Consider the following 16,677-nt stretch of genomic DNA (forward strand, 5'->3'; position numbering starts at 1 on the left):
ACCTCCTTGGTAGTGGTCGGTTGTCAGCGAGCCGACGAATTGGCCGACGAAGCGTTGGATTCGGCCTCGAGGACCAGGGACTCGGCCTCGACCACGACAGCGGCGTCGGAGGAAAGGCGCGGACGGCGCAGGAACACCGTCCAGGTAACGGCGGCGCAGACCACGTAGAAGGCCAGGAAGACCCAGAACGCGCTGGTGGCCGAAGAGGTGCTGGAGTAGGAGCTGCGCAACACCATGTTGATGCCGACCCCGCCCAGCGCACCGATCGCGCCGACGAAGCCGATCAGGGCACCGGAGGTGTTCTGCGACCAGGCCGCCTGCTCGACCCGCGAGACCGGCAGGCTCTTGGACTTGGCCTCGAACACCGACGGGATGATCTTGGTGACGGCACCGTTGCCGAAACCGGACAGGACGAACAGGGCGATGAAGCCCGCGACCAGCATGGTCATGGTGGCGCCGGTGGCGATGCCGGAGTTGCCGTCGGCCATCGTCGAGGCGGTGACCACGAGCAGCGCGGCGGCCATCATGGCGCCGAAGGTGGCGATGGTGACCTTGCTGCCACCGATCCGGTCGGCCATCTTGCCGCCGTAGGGGCGGGCCAGCGAACCGAGCAGCGGGCCGATGAAGGCGATCGAGGCGGCGTGGATGGCGGCCTGGGCGGCGGTGTCGCCACCGGCCTTGAAGCTGATCTGCAGGATCTGGGCGAAGGCGAAGCTGTAGCCGATGAACGAACCGAAGGTGCCGATGTAGAGGAAGGCGATCGCCCAGGACTGCGGCACCCGCAGGGCCTTGACCATGTAGGACAGGTCGGCCTTCTGATTGGTCAGGTTGTCCATGTAGAACGCGGCGCCGACGGCGGTGACACCGACCAGGACCAGGTAGACCGCGCAGATCACCGAGGCGTAGTCACCGCCGAGGGTGACCAGTACCAGCAGGCCGAGCAACTGGATCACCGGGACGCCGATGTTGCCGCCACCGGCGTTCATGCCGAGCGCCCAACCCTTGAGACGCTGCGGGTAGAAAGCGTTGATGTTGGTCATCGACGACGCGAAGTTGCCGCCGCCGAAGCCCGCGAAGGCGGCGACGACCAGGAACGTGGTGTAGGAAGTGCCGGGCTGGTTGATGAAGTACAGCGTCAGCATCAGCGGGATCAGCAGCAGAAACGCCGAGAAGATCGTCCAGTTGCGGCCGCCGAAGCGGGCGGTGGCGACGGTGTAGGGAATGCGAAGGAACGCGCCGACCAGAGTGGGCATGGCGACGAGGAAGAACTTGCCCGCCGCGTCGATGCCGTACTTGTCGGTGGGCATGAACAGCACCATCACCGACCAGATCGACCACACCGAGAATCCGATGTGCTCGGCGATCACAGACCAGATCAGGTTGCGCTTGGCTACGTCCTTGCCGCCGGCCTCCCAGGCCGCGACATCTTCGGCATCCCAGTGCGCGATGTCGTGGTTCCGCTTCAGCGTGCTCAAGATTGGGCCTCCCAAAAGTGCGATGGCCCAACGGTAGGAAATGGGTATTGCCGAAATGCTGCGGGAAATGTCGCGCGAATCAACGGTTTCTCACCTTCACCCGATCAGGAAGGTGAGATCAGCCCTTTTGTTTCCGGCATGTGTCGCAACGATTTCCGCAGGTAAGGAAGCGGCAAGAAATCGGCGGTAACCCCCGTGAGGGTGTGAGCTGCGCCTCGTCCCAACGATTTTAGGCCGGAGTCACGCGCACCGCACTTCGGCAGTCAACCGACGGTGAGAAGTTCGTTTGTCAGTCGGCAATTACCAAGAATCTTCGAGCATGCGCGGTTTGCAGGCTTGCCACGCACCCGCGAGGAGCACGCCGAGGGCAGCGAACAGCATGGCGAACGGAACGAGCCAGCCGCCGGTCCAGGTGTGCAGCATGCCGAACAGCAGCGGGCCGAGGCAGGCGACCGCGTAACCGACGCCCTGGGTGAAGCCCGACAGCGCCGCGGAGCCCTGGGGCATGCGGGTGCGCAGGTTGATCAGCGTGAGCGCCATCGGGAAGGTCGACGGGCCGAGACCCAGCAGCACCACCCACAGCAGGGTGGCGTGCATCGGCGCGACCAGCAGGCCGACGAAAGCGGTCGCGAACAGCACCATGCAGCCGACGACGACGGGGAACGGATTGCGCATCCGCGAGACCACGGTCGGCGCGCCCAGTGCCGGGATCAGCCCGATCAGCGCGAACAGACCGACCATGCTGCCGCCGAAACCGGCGCTCGCGCCCGCGTCGGACAGGATCTTGGGCAGCCAGGCGAACATCGCGTAGGTGGTCAGCGAGGTCATGCCGAACATGCCTGCCATTCCCCACGCCACCGGCGAACGCCAGACTTTGCCGGTCTCGGGCGCTTCGGCGGGCAGCCCGGTGGTGTCGACCGTGTCGCGACCACGCCGGTCGCGCAGCACCACGAACCACGGGATCGCGGCCGCGAAACCGACCAGCGCCCACACGCCCATCGAGATCCGCCAGCCGTGCGCCTCGGCCACCGGCACCGCGATGAACGCCGGGATAACCGTACTGAGCTGCACCATCACGATGTAGAGCGAGCTGATCACGGCCAGGTGATCGCCGAAATACCGCTTCACCAGCGGCGGAATCACCACATTGCCGATGCCCATGCCGAGCAGCGCCACCCCGGAGAACGCCAGCAGCGCGCCCGTCCCGGTGGTGAACACCCGCACGAGCGACCCCGCACCGGCCAGCAGCATCGCCACGAACACGGTCCGTTCGAGCCCGAACCGGCGCACGAACAGCGGCGCGACGAGCCCGGCGAGACCGAACATCGCGGTCGGCAACATGCCGAACACCCCGACGATCCCCGTCCCGTACCCGACCTCGGCGCCGATCTTCTCGGCCAGTGGACTGAACGCGGTGACCGCGGCGCGCAAGGTCAGCGCCGACATGACGATGGCCGCCAGAACGAGCAGCCGACCTTCGATCAGCGACCGCCTGGTGATCTCGGGAGACGGATCGACGCAACCACGCCGGTCGTCCACAAGGGTCGACTCGGCGCCAGAAGCCGGCTGGAAATCGCGGAGTGGCGGCACCCGGAAATCATAGGATGACCCGATGACTACTGCCAAGCGACTGTGAGCGATCTCCCGAACGCGAGGACACCAGTACCCTTGCTGACGTGCAACCCGTCCGGCGTACCAGCCTCATCGCCCAGGTCACCGAACAGCTTCGGGCCGAGATCCGTTCCGGCCGTTGGCCGGTAGGTCAACGGATCCCCACCGAACCCGAACTCACCGAGCTCACCGGGACCGGCCGTAATACCGTCCGCGAGGCCGTCCAGGCGCTCGTGCACGCCGGCATGCTCGAACGCCGCCAGGGCTCGGGCACCTATGTGATCGCCACCTCCGAGGTCGGCGGCACCCTGGGCAAGTACTTCGCCGACGCGCACGAACGCGACATCCTCGAACTGCGCCAAGCCCTCGACACCACCGCGGCGGGCCTGGCCGCGCGCCGCCGCGACGACGCCGATATCGCCACCCTCCAGCGGTTGCTCGCCGAACGCAGCAACCGGAGTTGGGCCGAAGCCGACCCGGTGGCCATCGCCGCCGACGTCGAATTGCACCGCGCGATCGTCGTCGCCAGCCACAACGCGGTATATCTGGAGTTCTACGATTCGCTGCTGCCGATCATCGAGCAGGTGATCCACGCGCGGACCGCGAAATCCGACGACGCGTACGACACCGAGCACGCCGAGCTCGTGCAGGCCGTCATCGACGGTGACTCCGAGCGCGCCGTGCAGGCCGCCAACTGCTTCCTCGGCTCGCTCATCGCCGAATACCCGGATCGCTGAGCCGACAACAGATTCGGTTCCTAAATCCAGGTAACCGAGCTGTCACCAGTAGCGAATTCGCGCGGTGAGCCCGAGTTGCCGGAAACGTCACCTGAGGCCATTGCCCCGCAACAACCGGCTCCTACCTTTATCTCGACACCGCATACGCGCCCGATCGAGAGGAAGCCGATGACCGCAATCGCCGCCACCGGCCAGGCGACGGAATCCCCGTCGTTCGAATACCAGAAGAAGGGCCGCTGGATTTCCCACTGGGACCCCGACAACACGAGGTTCTGGGAATCCGGCGGCGCGAGGACCGCCAAGAAGAATCTGTACTTCTCCGTATTCGCCGAGAATCTCGGCTTCAGCATGTGGGTCATCTGGGGCTCCATCGTCACCGCGATGGGCCCGGCCGGCTTCAGCTTCCTCGAGGGCCTCGGCAAGGGCAACGCGGTCGCCGTGAGCAACGCGCTGCTGCTCACCTCGATCCCGACCTTGGTCGGCGCGGCCCTGCGAGTTCCGTATACCTTCGCGGTCCCGCGGTTCGGTGGGCGCGCGTTCACCGCGTTCAGCGCCGCGATGCTGTTCCTGCCCGCGGTCGGCATCATCTACTTCGTCAACCAGCCGAGCACACCGATGTGGGTGTTCCTGGTCCTGGCCTCCCTCGCCGGTGTCGGTGGCGGCAACTTCTCCTCGTCGATGTCGAACATCTCGTTCTTCTTCCCCGAGGGCAAGAAGGGCGCCGCGCTCGGCCTCAACGCCGCCGGCGGCAACCTCGGTGTCGCGCAGACCCAGCTGATCGTGCCGCTGCTGATCACCCTCGGTACCCACATCATGGCCAAGGACGCGGGCGGCTACCGCTTCGGTATCACCCTCGCCGTGCTGTTCTGGCTGCCGTTCATCGCGGTCGCGACCGTCGGCGCGCTGTACTTCATGGACTCCCTGGCCGAGGCCAAGTCCGACGGCAAGTCCTACAAGCTGGCGCTGACCAACCGGCACACCTGGATCATGTCGTTCCTCTACATCGGCACGTTCGGCTCGTTCATCGGCTTCTCGTTCGCCTTCCCGACGCTGATCAAGGCCACCTTCCCCGACCTGGCCAAGATCGGCTGGATCACCACCCTGGGCAACCTGGCCTTCCTCGGCGCCCTGGTCGGTTCGTTCAGCCGCCCGTTCGGTGGTTGGGTCTCCGACAAGATCGGCGGCGGCGCCAAGATCACGGTGTTCGTCTTCGGTGGTATGTCGATCGCGGTGGCGGGCATCGTGGCCGCTGTCGAGCTGAAGAGCTTCCCGCTCTACCTGACCGCCTTCCTTGTCCTGTTCGTGCTGGCCGGTATCGGTAACGGCTCCACCTACCGGATGATCCCGTCGATCTTCAACGCCACCGCCAAGAAGTACGCCTCCGAGCACGGCATGGACCTGACCGAGGCGGCCACCTCCGCCAAGCGTCAAGCCGGTGCCGCGATCGGTGTCATCGGCGCGGTCGGCGCCGCGGGTGGCTTCGTCGTCCAGCAGGCCCTTCGACTGTCCAACGTCCACCTCAAGACCATGGCCCCCGCCTTCTGGGCCTACGCCGCCGTCTTCCTCGTGATGGCCGCTGTCACCTGGTGGTTCTACCTGCGCAGCTCCTTCGCCACCGACAAGGTTCCCTCCCTGGCCTACGCCAGCGTCTGATCCTTCCACCCATCCCGGAAAGCCACGTTCGGTCCTCCCGAACGTGGCTTTCCGCTGTGGCCGACAGCCGACATCGCCGTCCCGCCGCGCCCGAAAGCCACACTCGGAAATTCCTCCCCGAGCGTGGCTTTCGACTGTGAGCCAACAGCTTTCATTAATGTTTGTAGCCCGGTTACCGACCCTGCCTTTACTCTGGAAAGCGAACCTTGCGGTGGCGCAACGGAGGTGGGGCGGTAGTTGGACATCTCGAGCGGGTTGACCGATCCAGTGTTCAGGTCGGCCGTCGTCGAGGACCTCCCCGAGATCGCGGAGCTCGAGTCCAGCGAGTTCAGGCAGTTGGCCTACCCGTATTTCGCGCTGCGCCAACTGTTCGACGTGCATGGATCGCACTGGGTGGTCGCCGAATCAGCCGACTCGATCTGCGGCTATGCGATGGTCGCCGTCGCGCCGGAAGGCACCGCCTGGCTCGTCGGATTGGCTGTCGCCCCGCCACATCAGGGCCGAGGTCTGGGCAGATCACTGTTGGAGCGCGCGGTCGACCGTTGTCGCGCCGACGGCATCGGCGCGGTCTTCATCACCGTTCGCCCGTCGAATGTGCCCGCGGCGAACCTGTACAAGGAATCCGGCTTCACGTGGGCCGGCTACGAGGACCAGTACTTCGGGGTAGGTGAACCCCGCGAGCTGCTGGTGCGCTGGATCGAGCCTGCCGGCAGCCGTTGGCCGCCCCTGGACCGCACGGATCCACGATGGCGCAAAGGCGGTCACGCGCCACCGGGCGGATGACGGCCGCGACCGATTCGGGGGGGACCCATGGAACACAACGAACAGCGAAATCTCAGTGACTTCGTCGCGGCGAAAACGGATTTGATCCAACGCCACGCGGATGCCTTCGCGGCGGAGATCGGCGACTTCCGGCGCGGCGACGGCGCGGCCGACGAATACGTTCTGCTCGACGACTTCAACCACCGAGTCGAGCGGGTTCTGCTGAGCTACACCCCGCCGACGACCCGCCGATCGGGCGACAGCCTGGTGTTCGCGCATCTGTACCGCGACGCGGACCCTGTCCGGCTCCGAACGGCCGGCGACGACCTGGTGTTGATCACCGCGCTCAGCGCGCTACTCGCGGCGGAGGTGGAAATGCGTGGACCGCTGCGACTGAGCCGCACCCAGGACAGACTCTTGGCCGAGGCCTACGAAGATCTCGGCGAGCACCTGCGCCGCGCGCGGCTGCCCGCGCACGCCGCCCTGGCCTACCGCCAGGGCATCCGGCTGTACACGGTGACAGAGGATGCCCGTGGTCAGGATCGCTGTGGCCTGAACCAGGCACGCGCGAGGACTGTCGCCAACCGCACCCGGCTGGGCCGCTTCCTCGGCCGGAGCTCGGATCTGCTGTGCGGCTACGGGTATCGGCCGTTCCGGCTGCTGGCGTGGATCGCTGGTCAGATCGCGCTGTTCACCCTCGCCGTGGCCCTGACCTCGACCACCAGTGTCGGCCGCTCCGTATACCTCGGATTCGTCAGCTTCCTCAACCCACTGGGCTACCAGGATGTCGAGTACGCCGGGACGACCGCCCGGGTGCTTCTCATCGTCGAGTCCTATGCCGGCATCGTCTCGATCTCGGTGTTCTTCGCGTTGCTGGTTCGCCAGCTGTTCCGCTTGTGATCACCATGCCGTGGTGGAGCGGTTCAGCGCGGCCAACGTGGCGACGGCGAGCCTGTCGCGCAACTGCCCCACCCGCGCATTCCACTGCCGACTGAATCCGGGGTCGGCTTCGAGCACATCCCACAGTCCGCGTACCGCAGACGGGGTCGTAGCCCCCGGCATCCACAGGTAGACCAGATGCTCGAGCAGTGGGCTGATCACCTTCTCCACCGGGGTACGCGACAGTTCCGACATCTCGGCTTCGTCGATCACCTCGGTGAGTACCGTCAGCAGCCAGTCGTGCAGCGCGATGTCGTCGCACAGTGCCTGTACCGCGGTCAATTGCGCGATATCGCCGACGACGAATTCGGCGGTGCGCAGTTCGTCGGGGTACATCGTCAACGTCATCGTGGCCTCGGCGCCATCGACGACACGCGCAGCCCACCGCAGCTGTGTTGTCGGAGTGTGCAGTGGCGGGCGCTGATCGAGCATCGGGTTGCGTCGAACACGAACAGCCAACCGGGCCGCGACGGCACCGGGGTCGAAGGTGTCGGTGGCTCCATCGCGCACCGCGAGGAAACCCGAGGCGAGATCGGCGCCGAGGTTCGCCTGCGCGCGCGTGAGCACTTCGGCGACGCCGGGCCGGTGCAGATAGTGCACCCACTTCTGTCGCCGATCCGACTGCGCGGGCACCACCGCGCTGCGTGCCGAACTCTGCATGATCCGGCCACCGACCACCGCGGCTCGGGCCGCGACAGTGCCGACCGCCCTGACACGACGCTGATCGGGAGTGGCGAGCCTGCAGTCGATGCCTTCGAGTACGACCGGCGATTGCGCCCACGTAACCGGCCGTTCCCTCGAAGGCACCGGGTGGCCGTGCACGAGTGCCATGAGTTCGGCCGCGGAATCGCGCGACAACGCGGCTGCCACGGGGAGCAAGCCGGTGCGGACTTCGCCGAGCACCGCCGACACCGGGGGGCGCAGATCCATCGTTGCAGCGTACGCCCTCACCGCAGTTCAGTCGGCGCCGAGAAAGAAGTGCGAGAGCCGATCGCTGAGATGCTCGGTGGCGATGATCCGATTCTCTTGTGCACGTTGGGCATACACCTCGTTGACGCCTGCGTCGATGTCGAGGTGGTCCATGATCTGCTGCACCGAATGTTCGATCCCCAAGTAGCGTTTCGGCAGGATCGATACCGAGCGGAACGCCGCGAACGGCGCCGCGTCGTGCAACTGCATGATCGAGGGCAACACGCCCCAGCTCTCCGCCCACTCCTGAGTGGCCCAGTCGCGACAGTCGACGGGCTCGGCCACGCGCTTACCTTCGGCACGAACCATGCCGAGTCGCAACAACTGCCAGACGGCAGCGAGGAACGGGCACGACCAGTACGGGTCCTCGCGCTCGCGATCACGACGCCACATCTCGACATCGAGGTAGATCGAATGATTGCGCCTGCTCAGTTCCAGCGGCGGCTCGTAGTCGCGCAGGTCCATGGCATCGCGGCGCTGGTCGTCGCTGGAGGGTCGTCCGTTGCTCAACCACCCGAGTTCGGTGGTCGGTGGCCTGCGACCCGAATAGCCCTCCAACGGCTCGGCGACCACCATGTCGGCGACGATCTGAGCCAGTTTGGTCGGGGCTCCACTGCTGTCCTTCTTCGGCACGACAGCACAGCCCGCCTCTCGACCGAGATAGTCGACGCGGATTCCGCAGTCCGCCGCCGATCGGAGGAATCCCGGCAGGATCTCCCTCGGGTCGGTGGTACCGCGGAAGTAGTCGTCGATGAGGAAACACGTACTCACCCTGACGCGGGAACGGCCACCGGCGCGCTCGGCGAATTCGTCACGCGCCATCTCGGTGTAGGCGTGTACCAAGGGGGCGACCCGCTCGAACTGGGTGCGCACCGCCTCGGGACGATTGGCGAGTTCGTCCATCGAGAAATGGCCGACCTCGAGGGATACATGCGACATCGCAACGGATTCCACGCGAGTCGCCGCAGTCGCTTCCTGGAACAATGAGTCCACGAAACAGGGAGCCTAACGAGTTATCCGTCGCGGTCCACACCGGCCCTCAGATCGGTACCCAGGTGTCCTCGGCGATCAGCTTCCTGGCGAGGTCTTCGAACGCGTCGACGGTTTCTCGATTGGCGATACCCGCGGCGACATCGGCGTCGAGGATGATCTGTTCGCGCCACTGCAGTACGGGCTCCACCGGGGTGCGCCCGAGCAGGGACCCGGCGCCGAGGCGGTATTCGGCGGCCAACGACCGCAGCGCGGCATCCTGACGCAGCAACCACGCGGCCTGTGGACCGCTCACGATCTCGGGCTGTTCTCCTGGACGCGGCACCGCGGTGCGCACGAAGCGGATACGCCGCCGCAACTCTCTCTCGCTGTACAGCGGCTGACGGCCGATTTCGGCGGTGCCGGTCTGAATCAGGCCCTTCGGGCCGTTGACCAAGCCGTGGGCCGCCATGATGTGCTGGCGGGTCCAACGGTGGAACAGCAACCAGTAGACCTCTTTGTCGGGCATGTTCTTCGGCGCCGTGGCCTCCAGCGCGATCTGCATCGCCACCGACCGGCCCGCACTGAGGTCGACGATGACCACCTTGAACGACGCGTCGAGTTCGAGCAGCAGATCGATGCAGCGCCGCACCACCTGCGGGTCCTCCGCCGCCATCGCCTCACCGCCGCCCTCGTCACCGGGGAGCAGGAACAGCTTGCCGCCGCGGGAACGCCTGCTCCGCAAGGCTTCGCGATCGGTTGCCGCTCGCACGTCGAGCCGCTGCGGATCGGTGATCTCGCCGCGCAGATAGGAGTGCAATCCGTGGCCCGGCTCGGCGCCCTTGTCGACCTTGCTGATCTCGAACAACGCACCCGCCGTCGGCGAGCCGAAGTCGAAATCCACGTAGGCGGTGCTGGTTCCACGCAGCCCGAGTCGATAGGCGAGGTTGCAGCTGGTGACCGACCTCCCGGTCCCGCCCTTGTCGGAGGTGGCGAACACGATCATCGGATCAGGTGCTCCTCATCGCATTGGAACGCGCGTAGGCAAGGTCGTCGAGTTCCTTCAGCGCCGTCGAGGCCAACGTGAAGGACGTGGCGGGCTGGGTGTTGATCAGTGCGCGCGCCCGCCCGAGTTTGCGTTCGATCTCGTCGAGTGACACCCGGTTGGCCGAGGTGTCGAAGATGCTCACCTCGAGCATCGCCTGGTTGAGCAGATGTTCTGCCTCGTTCAGGATTTCGACGGCGCGGCTGACCATCGCCGTCGAACGCAGTGGTGTCTCCCGGTAGGTGCGGTCGGCGGCCACCAGGCATTCGACCATCCGCTCGGTCAGGTACCAGGAGGGATGCTGCTGATGTTTCCCGCCGAAGACACCGGCCGGATCGTCCCACAGCCCGGTCGCCGCGCCGTCGGCGATGACGCGGCGGTCCAGATGGTCCATCACGTTCTTGGCCAGTTCCATCAGCTGATCGCGGGCGCCGATATTGCTCGACAACTGCGCCGCCTGTAGTGCCCGCTTGAGCAGCACGGTCGCGAAATCGGACACGATCCAGGTCAGCTGGGGGCCGCCGCCGTCGACCTTTTCCGTGCCCGCCAGCACCATTCGCACACCAGGGTCGTGCAGGGAAACCGCCGAGTCGGTCTTGGTCGGTCGCCGGGTGATGCGGCCGCGTCGGGACAGTTCGTCGAAGATCGCGACCGCGCGGGTCAGATCATCATCGGAGGCGGTGCGGGCGATCAGTTCCTGGATCAGCACCGCCGACACGATCAAACTGAAGTAGTCGGACTCCTCGCCGTCGGAGGTCCGCCACGGAATGTCCTCCAACGGCCAACGCCCGGCACCGAACCGGGCGACGGTCGACCAGTACCGCTGCGTCAGGTCCCAGCGCACACGCAGCGCATCGGCCAGTCGCTGCTGTTCCTTGTTGAGCAGGTCGAGCTCTCTGGTCCGTTGCGAGAGAATATCGTTGATGCCGTCGAGAGCGACGACGGTGAAGTACAGGTAGGGCCGTGGATCGGCGATACCGACGGTCTGCGCGACCTCCCGATCGTCGAACTCGACCGGATCCGCCTCCTGCACAACCCCCCAACTCCAGCCGCATTCGAAAAGCTGATCGTCTTCTTCGAAGTCGGTGTGCGGTGTCCGGCCCAGCTTCACATCGGTGCGCAGGCGGGCTCGCACGCGATCCAGATTGTCGCGTACTGCCTCGACCACCGAATTCTCCGGGGCGCCGGACTGATTGAGCATCGCGAGCATCGCCTTGCCCGACGGCGAGCGAACCGACACGGTATTGACGACGAAGCTACGGATCAATCCGGTCATCGCGATCGTGAGCCGATCGCTCATCGCGGCTCTGAGATCGGCGATCCGGATTCTGATGTCCTCGCGGTTCTCCGCGTTGGCCCACCGATCGAAGACCCGAGCGAACCCGAGACCGGCCAGGCACAGCGTCACCGACATCGAGTAGCTGTCGACCACTTCGATCGCGAGTTGTTCCCGAGTGGGTTCCTCGCCCGCGTTCGCACGCAGATAACTGCCCGCGTCGAAGCGCGGCGTCCCGTCGGCACCGGTATTGCGCCGCAGGTATTGCTCCATCAGTCCGATCATGGCGATACCGATTCTGGTCGGCCCACCGAACGCGCTGAGGGCGACCTGAACATCGTCGGCCATCAGTTCCGGCCTATCCAGCGAGAAACTCTCGATCTCCGTCGCCGGATACAGCAGGCACAGTAGCTGTTCGGAATCGCTGATCGAATTGGCGTCGAGGACGCCGTCCCAGTGCCATTCCTCGTCCCGATAGCAGGCCGAGAGCATAGCGCTCCAAATGTCCAGAATCTGCTGTCTGGGCTGGATTCTCACCCGTAGCAATCCTCACCGCTCGTGACGGGCCGCGGTGGGTCCCCCGGGTCCAGGGCAGGACACATGGCGGCGATGCTCGATGAAGATAGCATGGGCAGCCATAGGAAACGTTGGGTCTCAACGGATTTGAGATCACATCCGACCCATCGGTCACGATGCGCGCAATTCGCCCTTACAGCGCCAAACGGACCATGTCCGCGGTGCGAGCCAAACCGGGAAACGCCTCGGGGGTGGAGCGGGGATGCAGGGCGTGGACTGCCAGGCGGAACATCAAGGCGCGTAACAGCATTTGGGGCCATTCGGGCAGGGTGGCCCAGCGGTCGAGTAGGCCGTCGTCGCCACCGCCCCAGGCCAGTGCGTCGACGACGACGACCCCGGCGGCCCAGGTGGCGGGGCGCCAGTAGGGGGTGATGTCGGTGAGGCCGGGGGTGTGGGCGCCGGTGAACAGGACGGTGCCGAAGAGGTCGCCGTGGACGAGCTGGTCGGGGCTGCGGATCGGTTTGCGCAGGGTGGAGAGTTGGCCGATCAGTTCCAGGGAGCGCTGGCCGTCGGGGGTGGCGGCGATGGGGACACCGCCCGCGCGCAGGGTGCGCAGCGGGATCGATTCCCAGGCGGCGCGGTCGGCGGCGACGAACACGTCCACGTCGACCCAGGGCGCGACGGGCGGTTGGACCAGGAAGCGGGGACGTTCCAATTCCGCTGTCGCCTTGTGCAGGCGCAGCGAGACGGAGACGACCTCGTCGTGGCGGGGCTCGGGGGCACCGTCGACGAAGGTGTCGGCGCGCCAACCGGAAACAACATAGCGACCGTCGGTGGCGCGCACAGGGCGGGCGACGCGCAGTCCGTCGACCGCGAGGTGCTCGCGTACTTTCGCCGACCACGCGGCCCGCGCATGATCGGCGACGGGGCTGAGTACCACGTCACCCATGCGCCAGCCACCGTCCCAGTCCCCTAGGGAAACCGGCGTCACTTCGCGAAGCCCGAATGTGGCTCGCACATGCTCGGGAGGTTCGACTGAGGTCACGGGCCGTACCGTAACCCCGCAATCACCGGAGGCGTCCCAAGGCACGCTGTGATACCCCACTTTGCGACCTCACCGCAATATGCGATGAGGTCGCAAACCGGCAGCTATCGGGTCAGTAGACCGGAAGCGAGGGATCGACCTGCTTGGCCCAGGCCACCACGCCGCCCTGCAGATGCGTCGCGTCGGCGAAACCGGCGCGCTTCAAGGCGGCCAGCGCCTCCGCGGAACGGATGCCGGTCTTGCAGTGCAGCACGATCGGCTTGTTCTGCGGCAGTTCCGACAGCGCCTCGCCGGACAGGATGCGGTCCTTGGGGATCAGGGTCGCGCCCGCGATGTGGACGATGTCCCACTCCACCGGCTCGCGCACGTCGATCAGCTCGATCTTGTCGGCGTCGAGGAGTTCCTTGAGCTCGGCGGCGGTGATGGTCGACCCGGCCGCGGCCGCGGTGCCTTCCTCCGACACCACACCGCAGAACGCGTCGTAGTCGATCAGTTCGGTGATCGGCTCACGTTGCGGATCGCGGCGCAGCTTGATGGTGCGGTAGTTCATGTCCAGTGCGTCGTAGACCATCAGCCGCCCGAGCAGTGTCTCGCCGATGCCGGTGATCAGCTTGATCGCCTCGGTCACCATCACCGATCCGATCGACGCGCACAGCACGCCGAGCACGCCGCCCTCGGCGCAGGAGGGGACCATTCCCGGCGGCGGGGCCTCCGGGTACAGGTCGCGGTAGTTGATGCCGCGACCGTCCGGGGCGTCTTCCCAGAACACCGAGACCTGGCCCTCGAAGCGGTAGATCGAGCCCCACACGTAGGGCTTGCCCGCGAGGACGGCGGCGTCGTTGACGAGGTAGCGGGTGGCGAAGTTGTCGGTGCCGTCGACGATCAGGTCGTAGTCGGCGAACAGTTCGACCGCGTTCTCCGGTTCCAGCCGGATCTTGTGCAGCCGCACGTCGATCCCGGAGTTGATCTCCAGAATGGAATCGCGGGCGCTGTCGGCCTTGGGACGGCCGATATCGGATTCGCCGTGGATGATCTGGCGCTGCAGGTTGGAGGCGTCGACCTCGTCGAACTCGACGATGCCGAGCGTGCCGACACCGGCGGCGGCCAGATAGAGCAGAGCGGGCGAGCCGAGGCCGCCCGCGCCGATCACGAGGACCTTGGCGTTCTTCAACCGCTTCTGACCGTCGACACCGAGATCGGGGATGATCAGGTGCCTGCTGTAGCGAGCGATTTCGTCCTTGGTCAGTTCCGCGGCCGGCTCGACGAGCGGCGGCAACGTCCCATTGAGAGGCACGTGAGAACTCCTGTATCTGTGGCTGCGGCGCGACCGCTTACCGGTGGTCGCTCTGCTGACTACAACCAAACCTGCCGCGCTGTTCTTCCCCGTTCATGTTCCCGCATGGGCGAGGCGACTATCCGCGCGGGTACGGCCAGGGGTTGAAGCGGCAGGTCTTGCCGTCGGCGGGGACCACGCCGTGGGGGTCGAGCAGGGCGATGTCGTTGTTTCTGGTGCCGAAGGTCTGCTGCATCATGATCGGGGCGAGGCCGCCGTCGGTCTCGCACGGCTGATGTCCGTGGTAGCCGATGGCGTGGCCGACCTCGTGGTTGATCTGGTACTGGCGGTAGGAGCCGATGTCGCCGTCGAAGGCCAGCGCGCCGCGCACCCAGCGGACCTCGGAGAGCACGACGCGGTCGAGGTCGGCGTTGTAGCACGACGAGTCGATCGGGATCTCGAATCCGCAAGCGGCGCGGGTGCTCTCGCGCGAGGTGAGCGAGAGGCGGAAGTCGGCCGGGCCCGCGTCGATGCGCTGGAAGCCGAACTTGGGGTCGTTGGTCCAACTCTTCGGGTTGGCCAGAGTGGTCTCCACCATTTTCGCCACGGCGGCGTCGCCACCGAACGGTGAGGTGTCGATGCCGTCCTCGACTTCGACGGTGTAGCGGAACACGCGCTCGGTGCCCGCGCCGACCTGAGCGCTGGTGCCCGGCACGATGTGCCAGGTGCCTGCCGCGCGTTCGACGTATTCGCCACCCTCCGGCAGCGCGCCGAGGGGCAGATCTGCGGGGAACTTGCCGTCGCCGGGAGGTGCGCCGATGATGCCGGACTGTGCCACCTTGGGACTGAGCGCGCCGAAGCCGGGATCGCTGGGCAGCGGTATCGGGCCGGTGCGCACCGCGTCGACGACGACCAGCACGGTGATGGCGAGCAGCACCGGCAACGCGTAGGCCCGCCAGCCGTACGCGGAGACGAATCGGCCGAGGGCGCTCTGCTTCTTCGCATCACGCTGTGGGCTGCGCGGGCGGCCGTTGTCGTTGTCGGTGGGATCCCAGCGGGCACGTAGGGGCTGGCGGGATCGGTCGGCGGGCTGATAGAGCCCGAGCGGGTCATAGACCTGCAGTTCCCGCCCCTCCGACGCCGACGTGACAGCACCGGACTCGGAGGGGTGCGTGGAGCGAGCGATATCGCGCCCGCCGTCGGCATGGTCATCCGTCCGGTCGGTCACCCCATCAGATTCTCACAGTACGCAAATCCGCCGTGCGGGCGGCCGGAGGAGATCGCCCGGTTACGGCCCGGCGAACTCCGCGGACTGGTACTACATTTCCAGGGCGAGACGCAGGGTGAACACCGTGCGAGTATCGTCTTTGGGATACCCGGACCGCACACCTCCGGCCGGGGGAATCGACTATCTATAGAGAGCCGAGATGACTGACCTCGTGGACCGCATGCCCTCGCGCCGATCGGTGCCGGAGACGGTCCCGGCCAAGCGCGGTACCCGCCTGCCTCGGGACGAGCGCCGCCAGCAGTTGCTGCTCGCCGCCAGCGAGGTCTTCGTCCAGCGCGGCTACCACGCGGCGGGTATGGACGAGATCTCCCAGGTGGCCGGGGTCAGCAAGCCGGTGCTATACCAGCACTTCGCCAGCAAGCTCGAGCTGTACCTGGCGGTGCTGCAGAACTACGTCGACATCCTGGTGTCGAGCGTGCGCCAGGCGCTGCGCTCCACCACCGACAACAAGCAGCGTGTGCGGGCCGCGGTTGCCGCGTACTTCGATTTCGTCGACAACGAGATGCAGGGCTTCCGCCTGGTCTTCGAATCCGACCTCACCAGCGAACCGCAGGTGCAGCGCCGGGTCGAGCAGGCCACCGAGGCGTGTGTCGACGCGGTCTTCGACCTGGTCGCCCACGACTCGGGTCTAGATCCCTACCGCGCCCGCATCCTGGCCGTCGGCCTCGTCGGCGCGAGCCAGTTCTCGGCCCGCTACTGGCTGGAAGCCGATCGCCCCGTCCCCAAGGACGAAGCCGTCGACACCACGGTCTCACTGGCGTGGGGCGGCTTGAAGCACGTGCCGCTCACCGCCGCCCAGCGTGCGTACTCGCAGGACCTCTGAGTTCGACTCGACAAAGAATGCCCCGCCATCTCGAAGATGACGGGGCATTTTCGTGCTCGCGGATCAGACCGTCGCGAAGCCGACTCGGCCTGCGGCCGGGGAACCGATTTCCACGTAGGCGACCTTCGCGGCCTGGATCAGGAACTTGCGGCCCTTCTCGTCGGTGAGCGACACGACGCCTGCGGAGCCGCTCAGCGCATCGGACACCAGCGCCTCGATCTCGTCAGGGCTCTGCGCGCTGTTGATGACGAGCTCTCGCGGGCTATCCGAAATACCGATCTTGACCTCCACGGCCA

Annotated in this window: 15 protein-coding genes; 5 read left to right on the forward strand and 10 right to left on the reverse strand. The window is 66.3% G+C overall.

The window, feature by feature from the left end; all coding sequences use genetic code 11:
• Positions 1-23: 23 nt before the first annotated feature.
• Together IBJ82_RS13905 and IBJ82_RS13910 are read right to left on the reverse strand one after the other, a co-directional pair.
• Positions 24-1,478 carry an MFS transporter gene (locus IBJ82_RS13905; RefSeq protein WP_194827121.1) on the reverse strand — a complete coding sequence of 485 codons (1,455 nt, stop codon included), beginning with the start codon at positions 1,476-1,478 and terminating at the stop codon, positions 24-26.
• Positions 1,479-1,775: 297 nt separating this feature from the next.
• On the reverse strand, positions 1,776-2,921 hold the full coding sequence (locus IBJ82_RS13910) for an MFS transporter (RefSeq protein WP_194827122.1): 1,146 nt from the start codon (positions 2,919-2,921) through the stop codon (positions 1,776-1,778).
• Positions 2,922-3,151: 230 nt separating this feature from the next.
• Between IBJ82_RS13910 and IBJ82_RS13915 the strand changes: the two genes are divergently transcribed.
• The 4 genes from IBJ82_RS13915 to IBJ82_RS13930 all read left to right on the forward strand — a co-directional run bounded on the left by IBJ82_RS13915 (position 3,152) and on the right by IBJ82_RS13930 (position 7,138).
• Entirely contained in the window at positions 3,152-3,823 is a 672-nt protein-coding gene (locus IBJ82_RS13915; RefSeq protein ID WP_194826368.1) for a FadR/GntR family transcriptional regulator, read from the forward strand.
• A gap of 168 nt (positions 3,824-3,991) precedes the next feature.
• The gene (locus IBJ82_RS13920; protein ID WP_194826369.1) at positions 3,992-5,476 is read left to right on the forward strand and encodes an MFS transporter; all 1,485 of its coding nucleotides are present in this window, start codon (positions 3,992-3,994) and stop codon (positions 5,474-5,476) included.
• Between the two features lie 237 nt (positions 5,477-5,713).
• Complete coding sequence (locus IBJ82_RS13925; RefSeq protein WP_194826370.1) at positions 5,714-6,259, forward strand: GNAT family N-acetyltransferase; 546 nt, start codon at positions 5,714-5,716, stop codon at positions 6,257-6,259.
• A 27-nt stretch (positions 6,260-6,286) separates the two neighbouring features.
• Positions 6,287-7,138: a hypothetical protein gene (locus IBJ82_RS13930; protein ID WP_194826371.1), complete on the forward strand. Its 852-nt coding sequence runs from the start codon at positions 6,287-6,289 to the stop codon at positions 7,136-7,138.
• Here the strand turns inward: IBJ82_RS13930 and IBJ82_RS13935 are convergent, their stop codons facing one another.
• From IBJ82_RS13935 to IBJ82_RS13965, 7 genes are all read right to left on the reverse strand, one after another.
• Complete coding sequence (locus tag IBJ82_RS13935; RefSeq protein WP_194826372.1) at positions 7,139-8,107, reverse strand: SCO2521 family protein; 969 nt, start codon at positions 8,105-8,107, stop codon at positions 7,139-7,141.
• A 27-nt stretch (positions 8,108-8,134) separates the two neighbouring features.
• Entirely contained in the window at positions 8,135-9,139 is a 1,005-nt protein-coding gene (locus IBJ82_RS13940; RefSeq protein ID WP_370585301.1) for an SCO2522 family protein, read from the reverse strand.
• Positions 9,140-9,185: 46 nt separating this feature from the next.
• Complete coding sequence (locus IBJ82_RS13945) at positions 9,186-10,121, reverse strand: SCO2523 family variant P-loop protein (protein ID WP_062983645.1); 936 nt, start codon at positions 10,119-10,121, stop codon at positions 9,186-9,188.
• Between the two features lie 4 nt (positions 10,122-10,125).
• A complete protein-coding gene (locus IBJ82_RS13950) occupies positions 10,126-11,973 on the reverse strand; it encodes an SCO2524 family protein (protein WP_370585302.1) in 1,848 nt (615 codons plus the stop codon).
• 172 nt (positions 11,974-12,145) lie between these two features.
• A complete protein-coding gene (locus IBJ82_RS13955; RefSeq protein ID WP_194826374.1) occupies positions 12,146-12,997 on the reverse strand; it encodes a TIGR02569 family protein in 852 nt (283 codons plus the stop codon).
• A gap of 112 nt (positions 12,998-13,109) precedes the next feature.
• Complete coding sequence (gene moeZ / locus IBJ82_RS13960; protein WP_194826375.1) at positions 13,110-14,291, reverse strand: adenylyltransferase/sulfurtransferase MoeZ; 1,182 nt, start codon at positions 14,289-14,291, stop codon at positions 13,110-13,112.
• Positions 14,292-14,409: 118 nt separating this feature from the next.
• A complete protein-coding gene (locus tag IBJ82_RS13965) occupies positions 14,410-15,498 on the reverse strand; it encodes a DUF3152 domain-containing protein (RefSeq protein WP_194826376.1) in 1,089 nt (362 codons plus the stop codon).
• Between the two features lie 199 nt (positions 15,499-15,697).
• On the opposite strand from IBJ82_RS13965, the gene IBJ82_RS13970 reads away from it, so the two are divergent.
• Positions 15,698-16,381, forward strand: coding sequence for a TetR/AcrR family transcriptional regulator (locus IBJ82_RS13970; RefSeq protein WP_056812916.1), 684 nt, complete (start codon positions 15,698-15,700; stop codon positions 16,379-16,381).
• A gap of 63 nt (positions 16,382-16,444) precedes the next feature.
• Here IBJ82_RS13970 and IBJ82_RS13975 read toward each other — a convergent pair whose 3' ends face one another.
• Positions 16,445-16,672, reverse strand: a complete 228-nt coding sequence (locus IBJ82_RS13975) for a DUF3107 domain-containing protein (RefSeq protein WP_194826377.1) — start codon at positions 16,670-16,672, stop codon at positions 16,445-16,447.
• Between the last annotated feature and the right edge of the window lie 5 nt (positions 16,673-16,677).

This window comes from Nocardia sp. XZ_19_231 (assembly GCF_015355705.1).
Taxonomy (GTDB): domain Bacteria; phylum Actinomycetota; class Actinomycetes; order Mycobacteriales; family Mycobacteriaceae; genus Nocardia; species Nocardia salmonicida.